The 24,415-nt window shown below is 73.1% G+C and carries 16 protein-coding genes; 10 read left to right on the top strand and 6 right to left on the bottom strand.

Annotation, left to right across the window (positions count from 1 at the left end; genetic code table 11):
* Positions 1-73 precede the first annotated feature (73 nt).
* The gene (fabI, locus tag ACWGKI_RS01500) at positions 74-838 is read left to right on the top strand and encodes an enoyl-ACP reductase FabI (RefSeq protein ID WP_452184107.1); all 765 of its coding nucleotides are present in this window, start codon (positions 74-76) and stop codon (positions 836-838) included.
* Positions 839-887: 49 nt separating this feature from the next.
* Positions 888-1,439, top strand: coding sequence for a SixA phosphatase family protein (locus ACWGKI_RS01495; protein WP_380241659.1), 552 nt, complete (start codon positions 888-890; stop codon positions 1,437-1,439).
* A gap of 39 nt (positions 1,440-1,478) precedes the next feature.
* On the opposite strand, the gene ACWGKI_RS01490 is transcribed toward ACWGKI_RS01495, so the two are convergent.
* From ACWGKI_RS01490 to glgC, 5 genes are all read right to left on the bottom strand, one after another.
* On the bottom strand, positions 1,479-2,021 hold the full coding sequence (locus ACWGKI_RS01490; protein ID WP_380241661.1) for a cysteine hydrolase family protein: 543 nt from the start codon (positions 2,019-2,021) through the stop codon (positions 1,479-1,481).
* Entirely contained in the window at positions 2,018-3,442 is a 1,425-nt protein-coding gene (locus ACWGKI_RS01485) for a purine-cytosine permease family protein (RefSeq protein ID WP_380241663.1), read from the bottom strand. The genes ACWGKI_RS01490 and ACWGKI_RS01485 overlap by 4 nt, the downstream gene beginning before the upstream one ends.
* A 51-nt stretch (positions 3,443-3,493) precedes the next feature.
* Positions 3,494-4,201, bottom strand: a complete 708-nt coding sequence (locus tag ACWGKI_RS01480) for a hypothetical protein (protein WP_452184104.1) — start codon at positions 4,199-4,201, stop codon at positions 3,494-3,496.
* 153 nt (positions 4,202-4,354) lie between these two features.
* Complete coding sequence (serB, locus tag ACWGKI_RS01475; RefSeq protein WP_452184102.1) at positions 4,355-5,068, bottom strand: phosphoserine phosphatase SerB; 714 nt, start codon at positions 5,066-5,068, stop codon at positions 4,355-4,357.
* Positions 5,061-6,305 (bottom strand): glucose-1-phosphate adenylyltransferase, encoded by a 1,245-nt coding sequence (gene glgC, locus ACWGKI_RS01470; protein WP_452184100.1) that lies wholly within the window; start codon positions 6,303-6,305, stop codon positions 5,061-5,063. The genes serB and glgC overlap by 8 nt, the downstream gene beginning before the upstream one ends.
* A gap of 65 nt (positions 6,306-6,370) precedes the next feature.
* On the opposite strand from glgC, the gene glgA reads away from it, so the two are divergent.
* Positions 6,371-7,648: a glycogen synthase gene (glgA, locus tag ACWGKI_RS01465; protein ID WP_452184098.1), complete on the top strand. Its 1,278-nt coding sequence runs from the start codon at positions 6,371-6,373 to the stop codon at positions 7,646-7,648.
* Positions 7,649-7,684: 36 nt separating this feature from the next.
* On the opposite strand, the gene ACWGKI_RS01460 is transcribed toward glgA, so the two are convergent.
* Entirely contained in the window at positions 7,685-8,452 is a 768-nt protein-coding gene (locus ACWGKI_RS01460; RefSeq protein WP_380241674.1) for a hypothetical protein, read from the bottom strand.
* 74 nt (positions 8,453-8,526) lie between these two features.
* On the opposite strand from ACWGKI_RS01460, the gene ACWGKI_RS01455 reads away from it, so the two are divergent.
* From ACWGKI_RS01455 to ACWGKI_RS01425, 7 genes are all read left to right on the top strand, one after another.
* On the top strand, positions 8,527-9,324 hold the full coding sequence (locus ACWGKI_RS01455; protein ID WP_380241676.1) for an ABC transporter ATP-binding protein: 798 nt from the start codon (positions 8,527-8,529) through the stop codon (positions 9,322-9,324).
* Between the two features lie 95 nt (positions 9,325-9,419).
* Complete coding sequence (locus ACWGKI_RS01450; protein WP_452184095.1) at positions 9,420-9,899, top strand: NfeD family protein; 480 nt, start codon at positions 9,420-9,422, stop codon at positions 9,897-9,899.
* A gap of 78 nt (positions 9,900-9,977) precedes the next feature.
* The gene (locus tag ACWGKI_RS01445; RefSeq protein WP_452184093.1) at positions 9,978-11,165 is read left to right on the top strand and encodes an SPFH domain-containing protein; all 1,188 of its coding nucleotides are present in this window, start codon (positions 9,978-9,980) and stop codon (positions 11,163-11,165) included.
* Positions 11,166-11,261: 96 nt separating this feature from the next.
* A complete protein-coding gene (locus ACWGKI_RS01440) occupies positions 11,262-19,775 on the top strand; it encodes a prealbumin-like fold domain-containing protein (protein ID WP_452184091.1) in 8,514 nt (2,837 codons plus the stop codon).
* Positions 19,776-19,816: 41 nt separating this feature from the next.
* Complete coding sequence (locus ACWGKI_RS01435) at positions 19,817-20,578, top strand: TetR/AcrR family transcriptional regulator (protein ID WP_452184089.1); 762 nt, start codon at positions 19,817-19,819, stop codon at positions 20,576-20,578.
* Entirely contained in the window at positions 20,578-22,329 is a 1,752-nt protein-coding gene (locus ACWGKI_RS01430) for an ABC transporter ATP-binding protein (protein WP_452184087.1), read from the top strand. Before ACWGKI_RS01435 ends, ACWGKI_RS01430 begins: the two co-directional genes overlap by 1 nt.
* Positions 22,326-24,353: an ABC transporter ATP-binding protein gene (locus tag ACWGKI_RS01425; protein WP_380241688.1), complete on the top strand. Its 2,028-nt coding sequence runs from the start codon at positions 22,326-22,328 to the stop codon at positions 24,351-24,353. Before ACWGKI_RS01430 ends, ACWGKI_RS01425 begins: the two co-directional genes overlap by 4 nt.
* The last annotated feature ends 62 nt before the right edge of the window (positions 24,354-24,415 follow it).

Genomic DNA, 24,415 nt, shown 5'->3' with positions numbered 1-24,415 from the left:
AGACCACCGGCGGGCCCGGGCCCGTCGCGCATCACCCGCTCCGCTCCACCCCCCGCACAACCGGAAGGTCATCATGGCTCTGCTCGACGGCAAGAAGCTCCTCGTCACGGGCGTCCTCACGGACAGCTCGATCGCGTTCCACGCCGCCCGCCTCGCCCAGGAGGAGGGCGCCGATGTGGTGCTCACCTCCTTCGGCCGCCAGATGAAGCTCACGCAGGCCTTCGCCAAGCGGCTGCCGGTCGCGGCGCCCGTGGTCGAGCTCGACGTCACGAGCGACGAGGACCTCGCGGCGCTCCCGGAGCGCGTGCGCGAGCACGTCGACGGCATCGACGGCGTCGTGCACTCGATCGGCTTCGCCCCGCAGTCGGTCATGGGCGGCAACTTCCTCGCGGCCGAGTGGGGCGACGTCGCCACGGCGCTCCAGGTCTCCACCTACTCCTACAAGTCGCTGATCGAGGCGGCGCGGCCGCTGATGTCGGGCGGCGCCTACGTGGGGCTCACGTTCGACGCCTCGTTCGCCTGGCCGGTCTACGACTGGATGGGCGTCGCGAAGGCCGGGCTGGAGTCCGCGAACCGCTACCTGGCCCGTGACCTCGGGCCGCACGGCATCCGGTGTAATCTCGTCTCCGCCGGGCCCATCCGCACCACGGCCGCGAAGTCCATCCCGGGGTTCGCGACCATGGAGGACGCCTGGCCGCAGCGCGCCCCGCTGGGTTGGGACCAGACGACGGCGGAGCCTGCTGCGCGCGCCGTCGTGGCGCTTCTCTCGGACTGGTTCCCTGCCACGACGGGTGAGATCGTCCACGTCGACGGTGGTGTGCACGCGATGGGTCAGTGACGGGTCCGGTCCCGGAGCGACCCCCGGACCGACCTGTGAGACGGAGCGCATGAGAGCGGTAACGCAGGCCGACCACGAGGCGCCGACCCGGCGTCTCGTGCTGCTGCGGCACGCGAAGGCGGAGCCCGGCAGGGGCGCGCTGTCGGACGAGCAGCGGCCGCTCGCGCTGAACGGGCGCAAGCAGGCGAGCCGGGTGGGCATGGCCCTGACGGCGGCGGGTCTCGTGCCGCAGGTCGCGCTCGTGTCGTCCGCGCTGCGCACCAGGCAGACCTGGGACCTGGCCTCCGCCCACCTGTCGGGCTCGTCGGCCACCGTCCTCGAGGTGCGCGACGAGCTCTACGAGGCGAGCGTGCGCGACGTCCTCGGTCTCCTGCGGGAGGTGGAGGACTCCACACGGACCGTCCTCGTCGTCGGGCACGAGCCGACCATGGCCGCGACGGCGGCGTACCTCGCCGCCGAAGGGTCCGAGCCGGCGGCGCTCGCCCAGGTGCGGGTGGGCGTCCCGACGGCCACCTACTCCGTGCTGGAGTCCGCCGAGCTGTCGTGGGCGGACTGGGGCCGCAGCACGTCGCGGCTCGTGCACGTGGGCCGCCCCTCCTGACCGTCCCAGGGGCGGGCGCTGCCGCCGCCCGCCGTTCTCTCAGAGGTCGCCCAGCACCTCGTCGACCGAGGTGACCTCCACGAGCGGGGCGTACAGCCGCATCGCGGCCAGCGCCCGCTCGTGGTCCGCGGGGCTCGCGCCGGCGCACGCGTCGGCCACCACCCGCACCCGCCGCCCGGCGTCCGCGGCAGGCAGCACGGTCGACAGCACGCAGCAGTCGGTGGACACGCCCGCCACCACCAGTTCCCCGGCACCCCCGGTCGCCGCGTCGAGCTCCGGCCCCCACTTGCCGAACGTCGTCGCGGTGACGACGGGCGCGCCCGCCGGGTCGAGGCCGTCGGCGAACGCGTACAGAGGGTCGTCGTCCGGCACCAGGGCGAAGGGCCATTGCGCGAAGTACTCCTGCCACGCGCCGGCGGGTGCCGCGGGTGCCACGTAGCGGGTCCACACGGTGCGCCCGTCGAACGCGGGCAGGAGCCGCCGCACGCCCGCGGCCGCGGCGGGGAAGTCCGCCGACGCCCAGGGGCTGCCGGGTCGCCCGAAGACCGTCTGCATGTCGACGACGACCAGCGCTGCGGTCATGCGGCCTCCTGCCGGCGGACGGTGCGCGCGGTGAGCAGGAACGTCCCGAGCAGCCCCAGGGCGAGGGCCGCCAGCACGCCGAGATTGGCTCCCGCCCACTGCCCGTCGCGGCCGCCGAGCCCCAGGGGACCCAGCAGGTAGCCCTGCCACGACAGCCACCCCGCGTAGGAGTTGGTCACGAGGCCCCACCCGAGCACGGTGCCGCCCACCACGAGGAGCACCGCGGACCACCGCACGCTCCCGTACCGCCCCCGGCGGTCGCCCAGCTCGGCGTCGGCGTAGTCGCGACGGCGCAGCGCGATGTCGGCGAGGAGCACACCGCACCAGGCGGCGACGGGGACGCCGAGGGTGATGAGGAACCCCTGGAACGGTCCGAAGAAGTCGTCGGCGACGAAGACGACGTAGACGGCGCCGAGCACCATCAGCACCCCGTCGATCGCGGCGGCGACCCAGCGGGGCGCGGGCAGGCCGAGGGACAGGAGGGCGAGGCCGGAGGAGTAGATGTCGAGCGCGGCGCCGCCGATGAGCCCCGCCAGGGCGACGACGATGAACGGGACGAGGAACCACTCGGGGAGCAGCACGGCGAGCGCGCCGATGGGGTCCGCGCCGATCGCGTCGGCGAGCGCGGGGTCCGAGCCGGCGAGCAGCAGGCCCGCCACCAGGAGCAGCACGGGCGGCAGGGACGCGCCGAAGGTCGTCCAGCCGACGACGCCCGGTCCGGACGACGTGCGGGGCAGGTAGCGCGAGTAGTCGGCGGCCATGTTGACCCAGCCGAGCCCGAACCCCGTCATCATGAAGACGAGCCCGCCGATCACCTGCGGCGCCTGACCGGGCGGGATCGCCGCCACCGTCGCCCAGTCGACGTGGCCCGCCACGAGCACCACGTACACCACGGTGAGCACCGCGGTGAGGACGGTGATGATCTGCTGGAGCCGCATCACGAGCTGGAAGCCGAAGATGCCCGCCGTGACCACGACGAGCGCCACGACGGCCAGCGTGACGACCTGCGTCACCGTGCCGCCGCCCCACCCGAGCGTGGTGAGCACCGTGGCGGTGGCGAGCGTCGCGAGCGCGACCAGGACGGTCTCCCAGCCCACGGTGAGGATCCAGGAGAGCAGGGACGGCAGGCGGTTGCCGTCCACGCCGAAGGCGGCGCGGCTGAGCACCATGGTGGGGGCGGAGCCGCGCCGTCCGGCCAACGAGATGAACCCGCAGCACAGGAACGACACCACGATGCCGACGAACCCCACGACGACGGCCTGCCAGAAGGACACCCCGAACGCCAGCAGGTACGCGCCGTAACCGAGGCCGAGCACGGACACGTTCGCCGCGAACCACGGCCAGAACAGGTCGCGCGGGCGCCCGTGCCGCTCGGACTCGTCGATGGTGTTCAGAGCGTTGGTCTCGACCGTCGTCGCCATGGGTCCGATCCTGGCCCTGCCGGCCGTCTGGCGCTACGGCTGGTGAGGGTGTCAGCCGGGGGGAGCCAGCAGGGCCGCGAACCCTCCGAGCAGCGCGAGCGCCGCGAGCGCGCCGCAGACGAGCCCGACCCGCAGCCGGGCCAGGGCGTGGGCGGCGTGGAGGGTCGTCTCGATGAACGCCGACTCGGCGTCGACGTCGACCAGGATCTTGGGCAGACCGGCGGCAGCCCACCCGGTGTACGCGACCGCCTGCACCGCGAGGACGAGTGCCGCCCAGGTGCACAGGTAGAGGCCGAGCCCCATCCCTTGCGGCCCCTGCGGCAGGCTGGGCTTGACGAGGAGGACGGCACCGAAGACGGCGAGCAGCGCGGCGAAGATCGTCCGCCACTTCTCCGCCGTCTCCTGGGTCCGGCGCAGGAACGAGCGCCGGAGCTGGGCGGCCTGCTCGTCCCACGACGGCCGCTCGTCCGCCCAGGCGAAGGCCGTCAGGTGGCGTGCTCGGCGCCCCAGCCGCTTCTCCCACGAGATTTCCGGGACCGATGGTGCCGTGGCCTTCGGCCGGCCCCGGACGCGCCTCCTGGACTGCGGCAGCGGTGCCGGCCGGTGGACGACCGTGAACCCCGGGGCGGGGGCGCGCCGGCCACCCAGCTTCTTCAGCACCCGGTTGGCGACCCACCGGCCTGCGATCAGCTGCACCAGGTAGACGATCACGAGGACGCCGACGGCACCGGCCATCGACCACCATCCGACGTCGGACATCCGCGTCCTCCTCCCGCCTGGGTCGATGGTGCCAGCGGCGGCGGGTCTCCGCCCGGGCGACGGGCGGGGGTGGGGAGCGCGGGGGCCGGGCGCCGGCCCGTCCGCCGAGGGGCGCGCCGTGCTAGGGATTCACCGTGCTAGGGGTTCACCGTGCTAGGGGCGCACCGTGCGGGGGGCGCGTCCCGCGGCGGCGTCGACCTCGTCGATGACGTCGAGCACGGCGTCGAGGCGGGGCCCGTCCACGCTGAACGGCGCCTGCGCGCGCACGACCGGCTTGGCCGCGAACGCGATGCCGATGCCCGCGGCGCCGATCATGTCGAGGTCGTTCGCGCCGTCGCCCACCGCCACGGTGTCGACCATCCGCAGGCCGCACTCGTCGGCCCACCGGCGCAGCGTGGCTGCCTTGTCGGCCCGGTCCACGACCGGTCCGACGGTGCGGCCGGTGAGGACGCCGTCGGCGACCTCCAGGCGGTTCGCCCGCCAGCGCTCGATGCCGAGGGCGGCGGCGATCGGGCCGAGGATCTCGGCGAAGCCGCCGGAGACGAGGCCGAACTCCCAGCCGCGGCGGTGCACCTCGCTGACGAGGTCGGCGGCGCCCGGCGTGAGCACCACGGCCTCGCGCACCGCCGTCAGGGCCTCCACGGGGACGCCGCGCAGGGTGGCGACCCGCTCGCGCAGGGAGCCGGCGAAGTCCAGCTCGCCCTGCATGGCGCGCTCGGTCACCTCGGCGACCTGCGCGCGCGTGCCGGCGTGGTCGGCGAGCATCTCGATGACCTCGGCGGTGATGAACGTCGAGTCGACGTCGGTCACGACCAGGCGGGGACGGACCCGCTCGGCAGGAGAGGTGCGGGGATCGGGGTCAAGCAACGACGGTGCCCTTCGGGACGACGGTGATCCCCGACGCGGAGATGGTGAAGCCGCGGGCCCGGTCCTCCTCGTGGTCGACGCCGACCCGGGCTCGCTCGCTCACCACCACGTTCTTGTCGAGGATGGCGCGGTGGACCTGGGCGTGCCGCTCCACCTGGACGTTGTCCATCAGGACCGCGTCGGTCACGGTGGCCCACGAGTGCAGGTACGCGCCCGGGGACAGGATGGACCCTGCGACCGTCGCGCCGGAGATGAGGACACCAGGCGAGACGATCGAGTCGGCGGCGTGGCCCAGGCGGCCCGGCCCCGCGTGCACGAACTTGGCGGGCGGGAGCCCCGTGTAGCCGGTGAGCAGCGGCCAGTCCTGGTTGTACAGGTTGAACACGGGCTGGACGGCGATGAGGTCCGTGTTCGCCTCGAAGTAGGCGTCGATGGTGCCGACGTCGCGCCAGTAGTCGCGGTCGCGCTCGGTGGAGCCCGGGATCTCGTTGCGGATGAAGTCGTAGACGCCGGCCGTACCGTCGCGGACGAACGCGGGGATGATGTCGCCGCCCATGTCGTGCCGGGAGTCCGGGTCGGCCGAGTCCTTCGTGACCGCCTCGACGAGCGCGTCGGCGTCGAACACGTAGTTGCCCATCGAGGCGAGCACCTCGGTGGGGGAGTCGGGCAGACCCACGGGGCTCTCGGGCTTCTCGAGGAACTCGCTGATGCGCGTCGGGTCCTCGCGGTCCACCTCGATGACACCGAACTGGTCGGCCATCGCGATGGGCTGCCGGATGGCCGCCACCGTGGCGCGCGCCCCGGACGCCACGTGCGACTCGACCATCTGGGAGAAGTCCATCCGGTACACGTGGTCGGCACCGACCACGACCACGATGTCGGGACGTTCGTCGTCGATGATGTTGAGGCACTGGTAGATCGCGTCGGCCGAGCCGAGGTACCAGTGCTTGCCCACCCGCTGCTGCGCGGGCACGGACGACACGTAGTTGCCCAGCAGCGAGGACATCCGCCAGGTCTTGGAGATGTGCCGGTCCAGGGAGTGCGACTTGTACTGGGTGAGCACGACGACGCGCAGGTAGCGCGAGTTGATGATGTTGGACAGCGCGAAGTCCACGAGCCGGTAGATCCCTCCGAAGGGGACCGCCGGCTTGGCACGGTGCGCGGTGAGGGGCATGAGCCGCTTGCCCTCGCCGCCGGCGAGGACGATCGCGAGCACGCGGGGCTGGGTCGACGCCATGCCCCGACCCTAGGGCGTCGTGGGCCACCGCGCCTGCGACCCGCCCGCACCGCTAGGTTGGCGGCGTGAGCACGCCGCAGAGCAGTCCTTTCCGGGTCGACCTCCTGACCCGCGAGTACCCGCCGCACGTGTACGGCGGCGCGGGGGTCCACGTGGAGGAGCTGTCCGCCGTGCTGCGCCGGCACGTCGACGTGCGGGTGCGCTGCTTCGACGGCCCGCGCGCGGACGACGACGCGGCCGGGGTGACGGGCTACGGCGTGCCGGCGGAGCTCGCCGGCGCCAACCCCGCCCTCGGCACGTTCGGTGTCGACCTCGCGATGGCGCAGGACGCCGCGGGCGCCGACGTGCTGCACTCCCACACCTGGTACGCGAACCTCGCGGGTCACCTGGGCGGGCTGCTGCACGGCGTGCCCCACGTCGTGACCGCGCACTCCCTCGAGCCGCTGCGGCCGTGGAAGGCGGAGCAGCTCGGCGGCGGGTACGCGCTGTCGTCGTGGGCGGAGCGCTCCGCATACCTGGGCGCCGCGGGGGTGATCGCGGTGTCGGCGGGCATGCGCGCCGACATCCTGCGCGTGTACCCCGAGCTCGACCCGGCACGGGTGCACGTGGTGCACAACGGGATCGACCTGGCCGGTTGGCGCCGGCCCGCCGACGACGACCCGCAGACGGACCGCGTGGTGCGCGACCTCGGCATCGACCCCGACCGCCCGGCCGTCGTCTTCGTGGGCCGCATCACCCGGCAGAAGGGGCTGCCGTTCCTGCTGCGCGCGGCCGCCCGCCTGCCGCGCGAGGTGCAGCTGGTGCTGTGCGCCGGAGCCCCGGACACCGCGGAGCTGATGGACGAGGTGCGCGGCCTGGTCGCCGACCTGCGCCGCGCGCGGGGCGGCACGGGCGAGGCCGGCCCGGGTGGGGCCGGCGCCGAGGCCGGCGTGGTCTGGATCGAGCAGATGCTGCCGCGCCCCGACCTGGTCGCCGTGCTCGCGGCCAGCACCGTCTTCGTGTGCCCCTCCGTGTACGAGCCGCTCGGCATCGTCAACCTCGAGGCGATGGCCGTGGGCCTGCCCGTGGTCGGCACGGCGACGGGCGGCATCCCCGAGGTGGTCGACGACGGCGTGACGGGCGCCCTCGTGCCGATCGAGCAGGCCGACGACGGCACGGGGACGCCGCTGGACCCCGAGCGGTTCGTCGCCGACCTGGCCGCGGCGCTCGAGCGGGTGCTGGACGACCCGGCACGCGCCGCCGAGATGGGTGCCGCAGGTCGGCGCCGGGCGGAGGAGCTCTTCTCGTGGGAGGCCGTCGCGGAGCGCACGCTCGACGTGTACCGGGGCGTGCTGGCTGGCTGAGCGGCCGGCTGAGCGACCGGCTGCGCGACCGGCCCGTCAGCGCACGACGCCGTAGGTCGCGGCGGCGAGCGCGCGACGTGCGGTGCGCTCCACCTCCCGCAGGGCGGTCGAACGCTGGTCGGACTGCCACACGTTGACGGCGCCGCCGTCGTCGACGGTCGCGAGGTCGACGATCGCCAGCAGCCGAGTGGCGAGCTGCAGCACCCGCGCGCGCCTGCCGTCGAGAGCGGGCACCGGCCACCCGTCGGTGCTGCCCCCGCGCAGGCGCTCGATCGCGTCGGCCGCGTCGTCGCGCCAGCGCGCCACGTCGAGCGCGTCGAGCGCGTCCGTGGCCGTGACGAGGCTGGTGCGCAGCTCGCGCTCCGCGTCCGCCAAGGAGCCCAGCGTGCCGGCCACCCGGGTGGACCACGAGGGCACGGGGCGCACCTGCCACGCCACGAGGTGGCCCGGTTCGAACGAGCTCCCGAACGTCGTCACGGCGGGCACCGCGGCCCACGACCCGGCACCGGTGGTGACCATCACGCACTCCCCGGCGTCGGTGGCCTCGGCGCTCACCGTGGCGGGCACGCCGCCCAGGTCGCCCGGGGCGGGCAGGAGGGCGCAGACCTCGCGCGGCCCGTCGAGCCACGCGGTGACGAGGTCGCGCAGGTCGGCGTCGTCCTCGCGGCCCGGCATCCCCACCACGCCGTGCGGCTCGTCGTCGCCCTGCACGCTGCGCACCACGACGCCGGGTGCCGCCCCCACGGTCTGCAGCCAGAGCGCGAGGACGACGCTGCGCGGCAGTGCGTCGGGGGAGGTCTCCACGGCCTCACACTAGACGTCCGCCCCGTCGGGACGCAGGGCGGTCCGGCGTCCCGGCTCGGGTAGGGTCGGGCCTCATGAGCGCGGTTCTCGACCTGCAGGGCGTCACCGTTCGACGCGGTACCACCACCATCCTCGACGCCGTGGACTGGCAGGTGAACGAGGGCGAGCGCTGGGTGGTCCTCGGGCCCAACGGGGCCGGTAAGACGACGATGCTCCAGATCCTCGCGGCCCGCTCGCACCCGACGGCCGGGACCGCGGAGCTCCTGGGGGAGCGGCTGGGACGCGTGGACGTCTTCGAGCTGCGTCCCCGGATCGGCTTCGCCTCCGCGGCGCTCGCGGACCGCATCCCCGGCCACGAGACGGTGCGCGACGTGGTGCTCACGGCCGCCTACGGCGTCACCGGCCGGTGGCAGGAGACGTACGAGGAGTTCGACGAGCAGCGCGCCAAGGATTTGCTTGCGGCGTTCGACGTCGCGGACCTGTCGGACCGGTACTACGGGACGCTGTCCGAGGGGGAGCGCAAGCGGGTCCAGATCGCGCGCGCGCTCATGACGGACCCGGAGATCCTCCTGCTCGACGAGCCGGCCGCCGGGCTGGACCTCGCCGGGCGCGAGGAGCTGGTGAGCGCCCTGTCGGAGCTGGCGGCGGACCCTGCCTCGCCCGTCCTGGTGCTCGTCACGCACCACGTCGAGGAGATCCCGCCGGGCTTCACGCACCTGCTGCTCATGCGCCAGGGCGGGATCCAGGCCGCCGGGCCGATCCACGAGGTGCTCACCGCGGACAACCTCTCGCAGGCTTTCGGGACGCCGCTGATGGTGGCCCACGGGGGCGGTCGCTGGCTCGCGCGGGCGGCCCGCCCGGCCGGTCGCTGACCGTTCCCCAGCGCCGGGGGAAACTTGGTAAAGTCTGAGCAAAACCCTGTGGCCGTGACACTCCGGTCCCGGCGCAGGGCCTGGCGGAGGTGACCATGGATTCCTGGCTGTGGTGGGTCGGTGCGGCACTCGTGCTGGCCGCCATCGAGATGTTCTCCCTCGACCTCGTGTTCATCATGCTCGCCGGGGGCGCTGTCGCCGGCGCCGTCACGGCGGCCGCGGGCGGCCCGGTCTGGCTGCAGTTCGTGGTGGCGTGCGTGTTCGCGCTGCTACTCGTGCTCCTGCTGCGCCCGTTCCTGCTCCAGCACCTCAAGCAGCGCGTGCCGCTCCAGGAGACCAACGTCGCGGCCCACGTCGGGCGTCCGGCCGTCGCGCTGAGCGAGGTGACCGAGGCCGGCGGCCGGGTCAAGCTGGCCGGTGAGGTCTGGAGCGCCCGGCTCGTCGACGACCGCGTGCCGGACTCGTCCGGGCGGGTGCCCGCGGGCGCCGAGCTGCGGGTCGTGCGGATCGAGGGCGCGACCGCCGTCGTCGAACCCGTCCCGTCGTCGCACTCCCAGCCCGAGCACAGCGCCTGACGGAGCCGCCCTGCGGTCGCGTACCACCCTGCCGGGGCTGCCGGCAGTCCTGTTCGACGTCGACAGAAAGGGACCATCGTGTCCGACCCCTCCGCCGGCACCATCGTGCTGTGGATCGTGATTCTCGCGCTCGTGATCTTCGTGGTCGTGGCGCTGTTCAAGATGGTGCGGGTGGTGCCGCAGGCCACGGCGCTCATCATCGAGCGCCTCGGCCGCTACCGGCACACGTTCGAGCCGGGCCTGCACTGGCTGGTGCCGTTCATCGACCGCGTGCGCGCGGGCGTCGACCTGCGCGAGCAGGTCGTCTCCTTCCCGCCGCAGCCGGTGATCACGAGCGACAACCTCGTGGTGAGCATCGACACGGTCGTGTACTTCCAGGTGACCGAGCCGAAGTCCGCCGTCTACGAGATCGCGAACTACATCACCGCCATCGAGCAGCTCACCGTCACCACGCTGCGCAACGTCGTCGGCTCGATGGACCTCGAGCAGACCCTCACCAGCCGGGACCAGATCAACGGCCAGCTGCGCGGGGTGCTCGACGAGGCCACCGGCCGCTGGGGCGTCCGCGTCAACCGCGTCGAGCTCAAGTCGATCGACCCGCCCGCGAGCGTGCAGGGGGCGATGGAGCAGCAGATGCGCGCCGAGCGTGACCGCCGCGCCACGATCCTCACCGCGGAGGGTGTCAAGCAGTCGCAGATCCTCACCGCGGAGGGCGAGAAGCAGTCCCAGATCCTGCGGGCCGAGGGCAACGCCCAGGCGGCGATCCTCACCGCCGAGGGTGAGGCGCGGGCGATCCTGCAGGTCTTCGACGCCATCCACCAGGGCGACGCCGACCCGAAGCTGCTCGCGTACCAGTACCTGCAGATGCTGCCGCAGATCGCCAACGGCAACGCCTCGAAGCTGTGGGTCGTGCCGACGGAGTTCACGGCCGCGCTCGGCTCGATCGCGCAGGGCTTCGGCGGCGTCCCGGGCACGCCCGGCATCCCCGCCCCGCCGTCGGACGACGAGGGCGAGCGCACGCCGCGCCCGCGCACCGCGTTCGGCGAGACCGCGCTGACCGACCCGGGCGAGGCCCTCGCCGAGGCGCGCCGCCAGGCCGAGGCCGCGACGGCCGACGCCACCAGCGCGGGCACCCGTTCGGGCGCGCCGTTCGACCCCTCGGCCGAGCGCGGTCAGCGTCCCGCCGGCGGTCCGGCGACGCCCCCGGTGCCCGGCACCCAGCCCCGCCCGCTCGGCGGCGAGCCGGGGGACCTCGAGCAGCAGTAGTCGTCACGCTGCCTGACCGGACCCCGTCACCCCTCGTGGATGGCGGGGTCCGTCGTCCCCGCAGATCCGGTTCCTGTCGCGCGGTCTCCCGGCCCCGTGGGTACGTTGATCGGGACAGCGCGCCGTGTCGCGGGGGGCAGCGGCGCCACGGTCGAGCCGTTCGGCGTCCTCGGGGAGGGGCGGGTGCACGGGTCAGCGCAGCAGGGAGCACGTCCGCCGGAACGGGCACACCGCCTGGCCGGCCGTCGTCGTGTCGCCGGGCTGACGGCGCTGACGCTGCTCCTGGCCTTCCTCGTGCCGCTGGCTCCCGGCGTCCCGAGCCGAGAGGCGGCGGCCGTCACCCTCCCCTCGGGTCTGCAGACCGGGTTCCAGATCGACGGGGACAAGACGAGCGGGACGCCGCCGGACACCTTCGACTGGAACGACGTCCTCCAGCCGCAGCCGTCGTCGACACAGACCCCCACGTTCGTCCCCACCGCGCCCTACACCACCGCGGGCGGCTTCCGCTCGTCCGGGGTCTTCGCGGGCGGCTTCTTCTGGGACGACGGCGCCTACTCCAACTGCGACGGCCAGGGAACGGACCCGACGGCGAACCAGGGCAGCCAGAACGGGAACACGAACCCGTGGGTGGCCGCGCCCGCGAACGTGCAGGACAAGGCGAACCTGTGCAGCGCGGGGTACGCGACGGAGGCGCTGTCCGACGAGACGGGCCTGCGGCACTTCATCATGTACGGGTACTTCACCCGCCGGGCCGGCAACGGCTCCGTGAGCATCTACACGGTGTTCGAGGGGCCGGAGCCGGGGCGTTGCGACGACCTGCTGCTCGACGTGCTCTACGCGGAGGGGACCACCCGCTTCCTCGAGTGGACCCCGACAGCGGGCGACGGCTGCGCGAACCCGGACGGGGCCGGCACGTGGTCCACCACGGGCCGGGCCGTCGACTTCGCCTTCGCGATGGGCCAGCGCACCGAGGCGCCCCCGCTGGGCAACCAGCAGCAGGACACCTTCGGCGAGTACGCGATCGACCTCACCGCGGCGGGGCTGTTCGGGGACGACCAGTGCTCGACCTTCGCGATCACGTCCCTGATGTCGCGCACCGGCGCCGCGGAGACCGCGACGATCGCGGACTTCTTCTTCAACACCCCCGAGCCGCTCGAGATCTCCAACTGCGGCACGCTGACCGTCACGAAGCGGACGCCGGCAGGACAGACGGACGACGACTTCGCCTTCCGGGTCACGAACGAGAGCTCCCAGGGCGTGGTGGTCCCGCCCGACCGGACGAGCATCGAGGACACCGTGCGGGCCGGGCAGACGCGGACGTACGAGAACGTCCTGTCCAGCTCGCTGCTCCACCTGGAGGAGACCGGGGTGCCTCCGCCGTGGCAGCTCACCGCGGCGGAGTGCGCCTACACCGACCAGGTGGGCGAACGACATACCGTCGACGTGACGGACCCGGCCACCCCGTTCACCCTGCTGGGTGGCGGGCGGACCGACTGCACCCTCACCAACGACGCCGCCTTGGTGACCGTGACCAAGCAGACGCTGCCCGACGGCGCCGTCCAGGACTTCGACTTCGCCGTGGGCGACGAGACGGCCACCCTCGGCGACGGTGAGAGCCAGACGTTCGCCGTGCCCGCAGGTGACGACCTCACCGTGGCCGAGGGCGCCGTCGACGGCTGGATGACGCCGGAGGTCCGGTGCACGGACGGGACCACCCAGACCGGCGCCTCCGTGACGGTCACGCCGGTGGTCGGGGAGAACCTCGGGTGCACGTTCACCAACACGCAGCTCGCCACGGTGACGATCGAGAAGCGCGTGCCCCAGGACAGCGCGGGCACCTCGTTCGACTTCACCGGTGACCTCGGCGACTTCACGCTCACGCCGGTGGTCGTGCCGCAGACGACCAACGCCACGGACTCGCAGCAGTTCGAGGTGCCGCCGGGGGAGTACTCCGTCTCCGAGGAGGTGCCCGAGGGGTATCTGCTGGCCGACCTGTCCTGCTGGGACCCGCCCTACGACTACGAGGCGGAGCTGGACGTCGACCCGCCGACGGCGACGTTCACCGTGCGCCCCGGATCCCAGCTGACCTGCTCCTTCGAGGACATCGCGGAGCCGGAGGGGGCCACCCTCGTGGTGCAGAAGGCGACCGCGCCGATGGTGGAGTGGGACGCGGACTTCCCCTTCGCGGTCACGGGCCCGGAGGGGTTCGACGACGCGGCGTTCACGCTCAACACCGTCGGGGACGACTGGTCGTGGGTGGTGCAGGAGATCCCGGCAGGGGACTACACGATCACCGAGGACGAGCTGCCGGGGTGGGGCATCCAGGACGTCGTGTGCCAGCGCGCCGACGGTGCCGACCTCACCTGGAGCCGGGACGGCGCTGCCACGGACGTCACGCTCGAGGACGGCGCGATCGTCACCTGCCTGTACTCCAACCTCGCCCGGCCCGCTCGGGCGACGCTGACCAAGACGACGGCGAACATCGGCCCGGACCTCGCGTGGAGCGTCGACGTCTCGCTCTCGCCGGACCCGGGCACCTCGACCACCCTGACGGGCACCGGGCCGGGGAGCGCGAGCACGTCGTGGGGCGAGCTGGTGCCCGGGCAGCGCTACGTGGTCCGGGAGCAGCCGCTGTCCGGATGGACCATGGGCCCGATCACGTGCACGGACGCGGACGGCACCGTGGCAGACCTCGACGGCGACGACCTCACCTTCACCTTCGTCGCGGGGGTCGCGCAGGAGCTGTCGTGCGGCATGACGAACACCGGGCAGCCGTCGTCGGTGAGCCTGCGCAAGGTCACCACCGGGCTGTCGGCGGACTACCCCTGGTCCTACGACGTCCAGATCACGCCGTTGCCGGAGGGTGCCACCAACCCGACCACGGTCTCCGGGGTGGGCCAGTCGGCGGTGACCGTCGGCTGGGACAACCTCCTGCCCGGTCAGACCTACGAGGTCACGGAGGTGAACCTGCCGGACGAGGTCACCCAGCGGCTGGAGACCTGCACAGGAGGCGGCGTCGACCAGATCGAGGGCGGCTTCCGCTTCGTCGCGCCGCTCGACGCCAGCGTGTCGTGCAGCCTCACCAACTTCGTCGCGCCCGTTGAGGCCACGCTGACGAAGACGACGGCGGAGGGCGACGGCAGCTTCACGTTCGACCTGACCACCCTCGGCACGGGCGACACCCCCGCCACCGTCCCGATCACGACGACGGCGGGAAGCGGCTCGGCGGCGTTGTCGCTGGTCCCGGGCGTGCGCTACTCCCTGGTGGAGCGCGACCAGCCCGGATGGGTCGAGGGCGAGATCGTCTGCACCGTCACGCCCGCGACCGGCGACGAGCACACCATCGAGGACGTCACGGACTTCACCGTCTCGGTCGGGGACAGCGTGGCCTGCACGGTGGAGAACGACATCGCGCCCGGGACCGTCTCGTTCACCAAGCACACCGCCGGCATCACCGACGACTACGAGTGGTCGTTCCCCGTGACGCTCACCCCCCAGGGCGGGGACGACGACGCACGGGAGGTGTCCGGGACAGGGCCCGGTTCGTCGTCGGTCGCCTGGGAGGATCTCGAGCCGGGCCGCTACACGCTCCAGGAGGGCGGCCTCGAGGGGTGGGACGCGGGGCCGATCACCTGCGGCCTGGGGGGCGGGGACGACGACCCGTTCACGCCGGGCGTGCAGCTCGACATCGAGCCGGGGCAGTCGTACGCGTGCTCGGCGACGAACACCGCGCTCCCGGCGTCGGCCACGATCCGCAAGCGCACCGCCGGGATCGGCGACACGCTCGACTGGTCGTTCGACCTGACGCTCTCGCCGGCGCCCGAGGGGCAGGACGGCACGGTGACCCTCTCCGGCACCGGGCCGGGCCTCGGCGACGACTCCCACACGTGGACGGAGCTGTCTCCCGGCAGCGTCTACTCCCTGACGGAAGCCGGCCCCGGGGCCGGGTGGACCGCCGAGGGCATCGTCTGCGACGACGGGACCGGCGCGTCGATCGACGCCTCGCGCCTCGTCGTGGCGCCGGGCGCCGAGTACACGTGCGTGGCCGACAACACGGCACCCGCCGTGACCGGCAGCATCACCAAGACGTCGGTGGGCGGGGACGGCGACTTCGCCTTCCTCCTGGACACCGTGCCGTCGTCGGGCGCGCCCACGACCGTCCCGGTCACCACCTCCGGCGGGACCGGCAGCGTCGACCTGCCGACCCTGCTCCCGGGGAACCGCTACTCGCTCACCGAGCAGGCCGTCGACGGCTGGCGGCAGACCGGGCCGCTCGCCTGCACGCGCACGCCGTCCGGCGGAGACCCCACGCCGATCGCCGACCTCACGGACTTCGGCGTGCAGGCGGGCGACAGCATCGCCTGCACGGCCGAGAACACCGCGGACGGCCGGGTGATCCTCTACAAGGAGGTGCACGGCACCGGCGACCAGGCGCGCGACTTCGACTTCACGAGCAACGTCGACGGCCACGAGGCCTTCACGGTCGAGGGCGTGCGGGACGACGGCACGCTCTACGAGACCGTGATCGAGGACGTCGCGCCGGGCCAGGACTACTTCTTCGAGGAGACCACGGACAACGGCGACCCGAAGACCGTGCTCGCGGACCTGTCCTGCACGTACGGCGGCGAGGACCACAGCGGAACCCCGGAGGACCGGGAGAACCGGCGCCTGGGGTTCGAGGTGCTGCCGGGGGAGACCACCGAGTGCTACTTCACCAACGCGGTCGAAGGGAGCCTCATCCTCATCAAGAGGTCGGTCCCGGCGAACTTCGACCAGGACTTCGACTTCACCGTCACCGGCCCGAGCATCGCGCCGGAGGACGAGGCCTTCGTCGTCAACTCCGACCCGAGCGTCGACGGCGCGATCCGCTCCTGGACCGGCCTGCTCGAAGGCACCTACACGCTCACCGAGGGCGAGATGCCCTCGGGGTGGAGCCTCAACACCCTGAACGACGCGACGTTCTGCAACACGGCGGACGGGTGGACGCTGGACCCTCAGGCGCGGTCGATCACCGTCGAGCTGGAAGCGGCGGACGTCGTCACCTGCTTCTTCTCCAACCGCGCGGCGACGGCGTCGGTGGAGGTGACGAAGACCGCCGAGGGGCTGGCCGACGGCACGCCGTGGTCGTTCCCGGTCACCCTGAGCCCGGCGGCCGGGGTCACGCCCGGGGGCACCCAGACGGTCAGCGGCACCGCGCCGGGCTCCGGCACGGTGAGCTGGTCGAACCTCACGCCCGGGGTGACCTACACCCTCAGCGAGCCCGCACCGGGCGGGTGGACCTCCGGCGGCCTGGAGTGCTCCGGCCTGACGGACGCGAGCCCCGCCGCCGGCTTCCAGTTCGTCGCGGGAGTCGGGCAGAGCCTGGAGTGCACGCTCGTCAACACCGCCGCCGCGGCGTCCGTCACCGTCACCAAGACGGTCTCGGGGATCGCCGCCGGGCTGAGCTGGTCGTTCGAGCTCACGCTCACGCCCGACGCCGACCCGGCGGGCCCGCAGGCGGCCACCGGGACCGGCAACGCCACGTCGGCGCCCGTGGCCTGGACCGATCTCGTGCCCGGCACGAGGTACACCCTCGCCGAGACGCCGCAGGCCGGGTGGGTGCTGGGGCTCGTCCAGTGCCCCGGGCTGACGGACGAGAGCGCCGACCCCGGCTTCCAGTTCACCGCGACACCGGGCCTGGCCCTCCAGTGCGGGGTCGCGAACGCCGGCACCGCCTCCCGGGTGAGCGTCGTGAAGACCACGACCGGCGTGGCCGACGAGGTCGCCTGGTCGTTCCCCGTGACGATCTCGCCCGCGGCCTCGCCGCAGGCGACGCAGAACCTCACCGGGACCGGGTCCGCCACGTCGGCGGCGGCCACCTGGACCGGCCTGGTTCCCGGCGTCACCTACACGCTCTCCGAGGCGCTGCCGGCCGGCTGGACCGGCGGCACGTTCACGTGCACCGTGGGGGGCACCTCCGTCGACGACGCGAGCGGGGCGGCGGGCTTCCAGCTCGTGGCGGGCCTCAACGAGGTCGTGTCGTGCGCGGTCGCGAACGCCGCCCGCCCCGCCGACGTCACCGTGACCAAGTCGGTGACGGGCGTCGACGGTGACCTGGACTGGTCGTTCGACGTGTCGCTGACCCCGGCGGCGACGCCGGGCAACCCGGTCTCCCTCACGGGCACGGGGAACGGGACGAGCGCCCCGGCGACGTTCACCGACCTGGTGCCGGGCACGCTCTACACGCTGACGGAGGACCTGCCGGCGGGCTGGACCTCGCCAGGCTTCACGTGCGCCGGCATCACCGACCTGGACCCGGAGACCGCCGGCCTCCAGCTGCGCCCCACCCTGGGGCAGAGCCTCACCTGCGGGGTGGCCAACGCCGCGGTTCCGGCCGAGCTGTCGTTCGTCAAGACCGTCGAGGGGGTCGCCGACGACCACGAGTGGTCGTTCCCCGTCACGCTCGACCCGCCGGCGGGCGGCGTCGGGACGCAGGACGCCACCGGCACCGGCAACGCCCCGAGCAGCCCGCTCGGGTGGACGGGCCTGGTGCCCGGGACGTCCTACGACCTCACCGAGGTGGCCGACGGCTACGACGCCGGCGAGATGACCTGCGACGTCGACGACGTCCCGATCGACCTCGGCGTGCGGTTCACGCCCGAGCCAGGGGACGACATCTCCTGCGCCGTGACGAACGCCGCCGTCCCGGCGGACCTGAGCGTCACCAAGACGGTGACGGGCGCGCCCGACGACACGGCATGGTCGTTCGCGGTGACCCTGACCCCGCCCGGAGCCCCCGAGGGGACGCGGACCCTCACCGGGACCGGCGACGAGACGTCGGACCCGGGGACGTGGGCGGGCCTGGTGCCGGGCGCGACGTACACCCTCGTCGAGGGTGAGGTGCCGGCGGGCTGGACGGCCGGCGGGTTCAGCTGCACCTCCGCCGGCGACCTGCTCGAGGACGCGAGCGAGGCCCCCGGCTTCCAGCTCGTGCCGGTGTCCGGCCAGGACGTCGCGTGCGACGTCGTGAACTCGCCCGACCCGGCGACCGGCACGATCACCAAGACCGCCGTGGGCGACGACGGCGACTTCGTGTTCGTGCTCACCCCGGAAGGGCAGCCCGACCAGACGGTCACGGTGACCACCGCGGGCGGCTCGGGCAGCGCGGACCTCCCGGAGCTGCTGCCGGGGGTCACGTACGCGCTGGGCGAGCAGCAGGCCGACGGCTGGACCGCGACCGAGACGCTCGCGTGCACGGTCACGCCGGCAGGCGGGGGCGACGCGACCCCGGTCGCCGACCTGGGCGCGTTCACCGTGGACCCGGGGGCTCACCTCGACTGCTCGGCGACGAACACCCGCCTCGGGCGCATCGTCGTGGTGAAGGCGGTGGACGGAGCCGACGCGGAGTTCGGCTTCACCGGCTCCTGGCTCGACCCCGAGGACTTCACGATCACGACGTCCGGCGGCACGGGTGCCCGCACGTTCGAGGACGTGGCCCCTGGCGAGCACACCCTGGCGGAGGTGGCGCGCGAGGGGTACGAAGGCACCGGGCTGGTCTGCACGGACAGCGTGGCCGACGGCGCGACGTCGACCGTCGACGGCCTCGACGCCACCATCGCCCTGGACCCGGGGGAGACGGTGACCTGCACGTACTCGAACACCCGGTGGGGCGTGCTGGTCGTGGACAAGGCGACGGTCCCGCCGTCCGACCAGGAGTTCGGGTTCGCGTGGGGCCCCGCCGGGGGTGCGCAGGAGCGGTTCACCCTGGCGGACGCGGACGAGCCGTTCACGACGCCTCCGCTGGAGCCGGGCACCTACACCGCGGCCGAGGACGGCACCGACGGCTGGCAGCTCCAGGGCCTGGACTGCACCGGGTCGAGCGGCCAGGTCACCGTGGACGGCGCGAACGCCACCGTGGACGTCCGGGCCGGTGACACGGTCCTGTGCCGGTTCACGAACGCCCGGGCGGCGGCGCTCACCGTCGAGAAGGAGGTGGTGAGCGGGCCCGTGGACCGGGGGTCGGGCGTCTTCGAGCTCGGTTACCGGATCACGGTGGACAACCCCGGAGGCGTCTCCCAGCGGTACGACCTGTCCGACCGGTTGCGCTTCGGCGGCGGGATCCGGGTGGTGGCGGCCCGCGTCGTGTCGTCCGACGCCCGGATCAACCCGAGGTGGGACGGTACGGGAGACGCCACGGTCGTGGCGGGGGCTTCGGTCGCGGCGGGCGCCAGCCACCGGTTCGACGTCACGGTCACCGCGCGGGTGCCGGACTCCGTCCTCGACGCCGCCCGCGTCTGCCAGGGGGCGGTCGGCGCGGAGCGCGGCAGCGGCTTCCTCAACACGGCCACGCTGCTCGGCCCGGACGGCGAGGCCGCGGCGGCGGAGGCGTGCTCGGACGTGCCGCCGGCCCGGCCGACCCCGAGCCCGACCCCGAGCGCTCCGAGCACTCCGAGCACTCCGAGCCCGGGAGCGACGTCGACCGCGAGCCCGCCGGGCGCCGGTCCAGCACCCGACGCCGGCCCCGGGTGGCCGCTCCCCGTGACCGGGCTGGAGGCAGGGATCGCCGGCCTGGCGGTGGTGCTCCTGCTCGCGGGCCTGGTCCTGGTCCTGGTGCGGCGCCGCCGGAGCTGACCACTTGTCGAGTGAGTGCTCACTCATTTACGATGACGCCCATGCTGGCTGCCCCGGGCGCGAGCCGTCGCGCCACCCCCCTCTCCCCGGACGACCGGCGGTCCGCCATCATCGAGGCCGTGCTCCCGCTCGTCGGTGAGTTCGGCGTCGACGTGACGAGCCGCGAGCTGGCCGACGCCGCGGGGGTCGCCGAGGGCACCCTGTTCCGGGCGTTCGGCGACAAGCTCACGCTGGTCGGCGCCGTCGCGGTCGAGGGGCTGCACCGAGCCTCCGGGCCGGTCGAGACCCGCGCCGAGCTGGCGGCGATCGACCGCGAGGCACCCCTCGAGGAGCGGCTCGAACGCGTCATCGAGCTGGGCCGGCGCCGGATGAGCGACGTCGTGCGCTGGATGACGGTGCTGCGCGTGCTGCACCATCGCACGGGCGCGCGAGACATGGTGCCGCCCGACCACGTGCAGGAGTTCCGCGCGCAGCTCGCGGAGCAGCGCGAGCGGCAGCGCGAGGCGACGGTCGCCGGGCTCGTCGGCGTGCTCCAGCCCGACGAGCACCGGCTGCGCGTGCCGATCGAGGTCGCGGTGGCGCTCCTCGAGGCGAGCATCGCCGGCACCCACGCCCGCGTGGACCACCTGCTGCCGGCGCCCTCGCCTCGCGTGGTCGCCGACGCGCTCGTGCACGGCATCGCGCGCACCGCCGAGGAGTCTGCCGAGCCGCCGGCCGACGAAAAAAGCCAGGACCGCGAGCCCGCGGCGACGGAGAATCCCCCCGGGGCCACGCCCCGCACCCCCCACCCTCAGGAGCCCTGATGCTCGTCTCCCTGGCGCGGAGCTATCTGCGCCCGTACTCCGGCGCCGTCGTGCTGCTGCTGGTGCTCCAGCTGCTGGCGACGCTCGCGTCCCTCTACCTGCCCTCCCTCAACGCGGACATCGTCGACAACGGCGTGACGACGGGGGACACCGCCTACATCATGCGCGTGGGCGGCTGGATGCTCGTCGTGAGCCTCGGCCAGGTCGTGTGCGCGATCGGCGCCGTGTTCCTCGGCGCGCGCACCGCCACCGCGCTGGGCCGCGACGTGCGTCGTGACCTGTTCGACTCCGTGCAGGGCTTCTCCGCCCGCGAGCTGGGCCAGTTCGGGGCCCCGTCGCTCATCACCCGCACGACCAACGACGTCCAGCAGGTGATGATGGTCGTGCTGATGACCTTCACCATCATGGTGATGGCGCCCATCATGCTGGTCGGCGGCGTCATTATGGCGCTGCAGGAGGACGTCGAGCTGTCGGCGCTGCTGCTGGTCGTCGTGCCCGTGCTGGGCATCGCGATGGGCCTGCTGATGTGGCGCATGGTGCCGTACTTCCGGGCCATGCAGAAGCGGATCGACGCGATCAACGGCGTGCTGCGCGAGCAGATCACCGGGCTGCGGGTGGTGCGGGCCTTCGTCCGCGAGAACCGCGAGCTGGAGCGGTTCGGTGCCACCAACGAGGCCCTGTACGACACGTCGCTCAACGCGGGCAAGCTCATGGCGCTGGCGTTCCCCATGGTCATGCTCATCATGAACGCCTCGAGCGTCGCCGTGCTGTGGTTCGGCGCGCAGCGCATCGACAACAACGAGATGCAGGTGGGCGCGCTGATGGCCTTCCTCAGCTACATCATGTACATCCTCATGGCCGTGATGATGTCGACGATGATGGTCATGATGGTGCCGCGTGCCTCCGTGGCCGCCGGCCGCATCTCGGACGTCCTCGGCACGGAGACCTCCGTCACCGAGCCGGTCGCCCCGGTCTCCCTCACCTCGCTCGCCGACGGCGAGGGACCGCGCGGAGAGGTCGTGTTCGAGGGCGTCGAGTTCCGGTACCCGGGCGCCGACGAGCCGGTGCTGCACGACCTGTCGTTCACCGCCTCGCCCGGCCGGACCACCGCGATCATCGGGTCCACGGGTGCGGGCAAGACGACGCTCCTCAACCTCGTGCCGCGGCTCTTCGACGTCACCGGCGGCCGGGTGCTCGTGGACGGTGTGGACGTGCGCGACCTGTCCACCGGGGACCTCGGCTCCATGCTCGGCCTGGTGCCGCAGAAGGCGTTCCTGTTCAGCGGCACCGTCGCGGACAACCTGCGCTACGGCAAGGCGGACGCCACCGAGGACGAGATGTGGGCCGCTCTCGAGATCGCGCAGGCGCGCGACTTCGTCGAGGCGCTCCCCGAAGGGCTCCAGGCGCCGGTGGCGCAGGGCGGCACCACGTTCTCGGGCGGTCAGCGCCAGCGGCTCGCCATCGCACGCGCCGTCGTGCGCCGGCCACGGGTGTACCTGTTCGACGACTCGTTCTCGGCGCTCGACTACAGCACCGACGCCCGCCTGCGCGCGGCGCTGCGTCCCCGCACGCAGGACGCGAGCGTCCTCGTCGTCGCGCAGCGGGTGGCGACCATCCGGGACGCGGACCAGATCCTCGTGCTGGACCACGGCCGCATCGTCGGGCGCGGCACGCACGCCGAGCTGCTGGCCGACAACGAGACCTACCAGGAGATCGTCTCCTCCCAGATGTCCCTCGAGGAGGCGGCATGAGCACCGAACGCAAGGCCCCGGCGGCGACGCCTCGACCGGGCGGCCCCCGCGGCGGCGGCCCCATGGGCATGGGCGGCGGCGCCCCCGTCGCGAAGGCGATGGACTTCCGCGGGTCGCTCCGGCGCTTCGCGGGCGTGATGCGGCCCGAGCGGGCACGCGTCGTCCTGCTCACCCTGTGCGGCGTCGTCTCGGTGGCGCTCACCGTGGCCGGCCCGAAGATCCTCGGCGACGCGACCAACGTCATCTTCGCCGGCGTGGTCGGCAAGGGGCTCGCGTCTGCGGGCGTCCCCGCGGGGACCACCGGGGACGAGGCCGCCGCGATGCTGCGCGCCTCCGGCGACGACGCCCAGGCCGGGCTGATCTCGTCCCTGCCGAACGTCGTGTCCGGCCAGGGCGTCGACTTCACGCGGCTCGGCCAGATCCTCCTGTGGGTGCTCGCCATCTACCTGGGCGCGTTCCTCTTCGGATGGCTCCAGGCGCGGATCATGACGATCGCGGTGCAGAACACGATGCGGCGCCTGCGCGACGAGGTGGAGGCCAAGCTCCACCGCATCCCGCTGAGCTACGTGGACAAGCAGGCCAAGGGCGAGATCCTCTCGCGCGTCACCAACGACATCGACAACGTCGCGCAGACGACGACGCAGACGCTGGCGCAGCTCGTGACCTCCGTGCTCACGGTGATCGGCGTGCTGGGCATGATGTTCTGGATCTCGTGGGTGCTGGCGCTGGTCGCGCTCGTCACCGTGCCGCTGTCCGTGGTGCTCACGATGCAGATCGCCAAGCGCTCCCAGCCGCAGTTCGTGGCGCAGTGGGCGGCGACCGGACGGCTCAACGCGCACGTCGAGGAGATGTTCACCGGGCACTCGCTCGTCAAGGTGTACGGGCGCCAGCAGGCCGCCGCCGAGAAGTTCGGTGCCGAGAACGAGGCGCTGTTCGAGGCGTCCCGCAAGTCGCAGTTCATCTCGGGCACCATGCAGCCCTCGATGGGCTTCCTGGCGAACCTCAACTACGTGGTGGTGGCCGTCGTCGGCGGCCTGCGCGTGGCGTCGGGGCAGCTGTCGCTGGGTGACGTGCAGGCGTTCATCCAGTACTCGCGGCAGTTCACGCAGCCGCTCACGCAGATCGCGTCGATGATGAACCTGCTGCAGTCCGGTGTCGCGTCGGCCGAGCGCGTGTTCGAGCTGCTCGACGCTCCCGAGCAGGACCCGGACCCGGCCGACCCGCGACGCCTCGAGCACGTCCGCGGTCGGGTGGCGTTCGAGGACGTGTCGTTCTCCTACGACCCCGAGACACCGCTCATCGAGCACCTCGACCTCGTCGCGGAGCCTGGCCAGACGATCGCGATCGTCGGTCCGACGGGCGCCGGCAAGACGACGCTGGTCAACCTGCTCATGCGGTTCTACGAGGTGAACGCAGGACGCATCACGCTCGACGGCGTGGACACCCGAGACATGACGCGGGACGACCTGCGCTCGCGGATCGGCATGGTGCTGCAGGACACCTGGCTGTTCAAGGGCACCATCGAGGAGAACCTCCGGTACGGGGTGCGCGACGGCGCCACGGTGGGGGAGGCGGAGTTCCGCGCCGCCACCGAGGCCACCCACGTGGACCCGTTCGTCCGGACGCTGCCCGACGGCTACGCGACGCTCCTGGACGACGAGGCGACGTCCCTGTCGGCGGGCGAGAAGCAGCTGCTCACCATCGCGCGCGCGTTCCTCGCCGACCCGGAGATCCTCGTGCTCGACGAGGCGACCAGCTCGGTCGACACCCGCACGGAGGTGCTGGTGCAGCAGGCGATGAACGCGCTGCGGGCGAACCGCACGTCGTTCGTCATCGCGCACCGCCTGTCGACGATCCGGGACGCCGACACCATCGTGGTGATGGAGCACGGGCACATCGTGGAGCAGGGCGACCACGACGCGCTGCTGGCTGCCGGCGGGGCGTACGCGCGGCTCTACGAGTCGCAGTTCAGCGCCCCCGTCGTGGAGGAGGAGGACGTGGTGGCCGGACCCGCCGGGGTCTGACCCCGCCCCTGGCAACGAGCGTGCTGACCTGATCCTCAAACGGGTCGTTTGAGGATCAGGTC

The sequence above is a fragment of the Isoptericola sp. NPDC055881 genome, from assembly GCF_053615895.1.
Note: the sequence above shows the minus strand (reverse complement) of the source record. Positions and strands in the feature narration are given on the sequence as shown.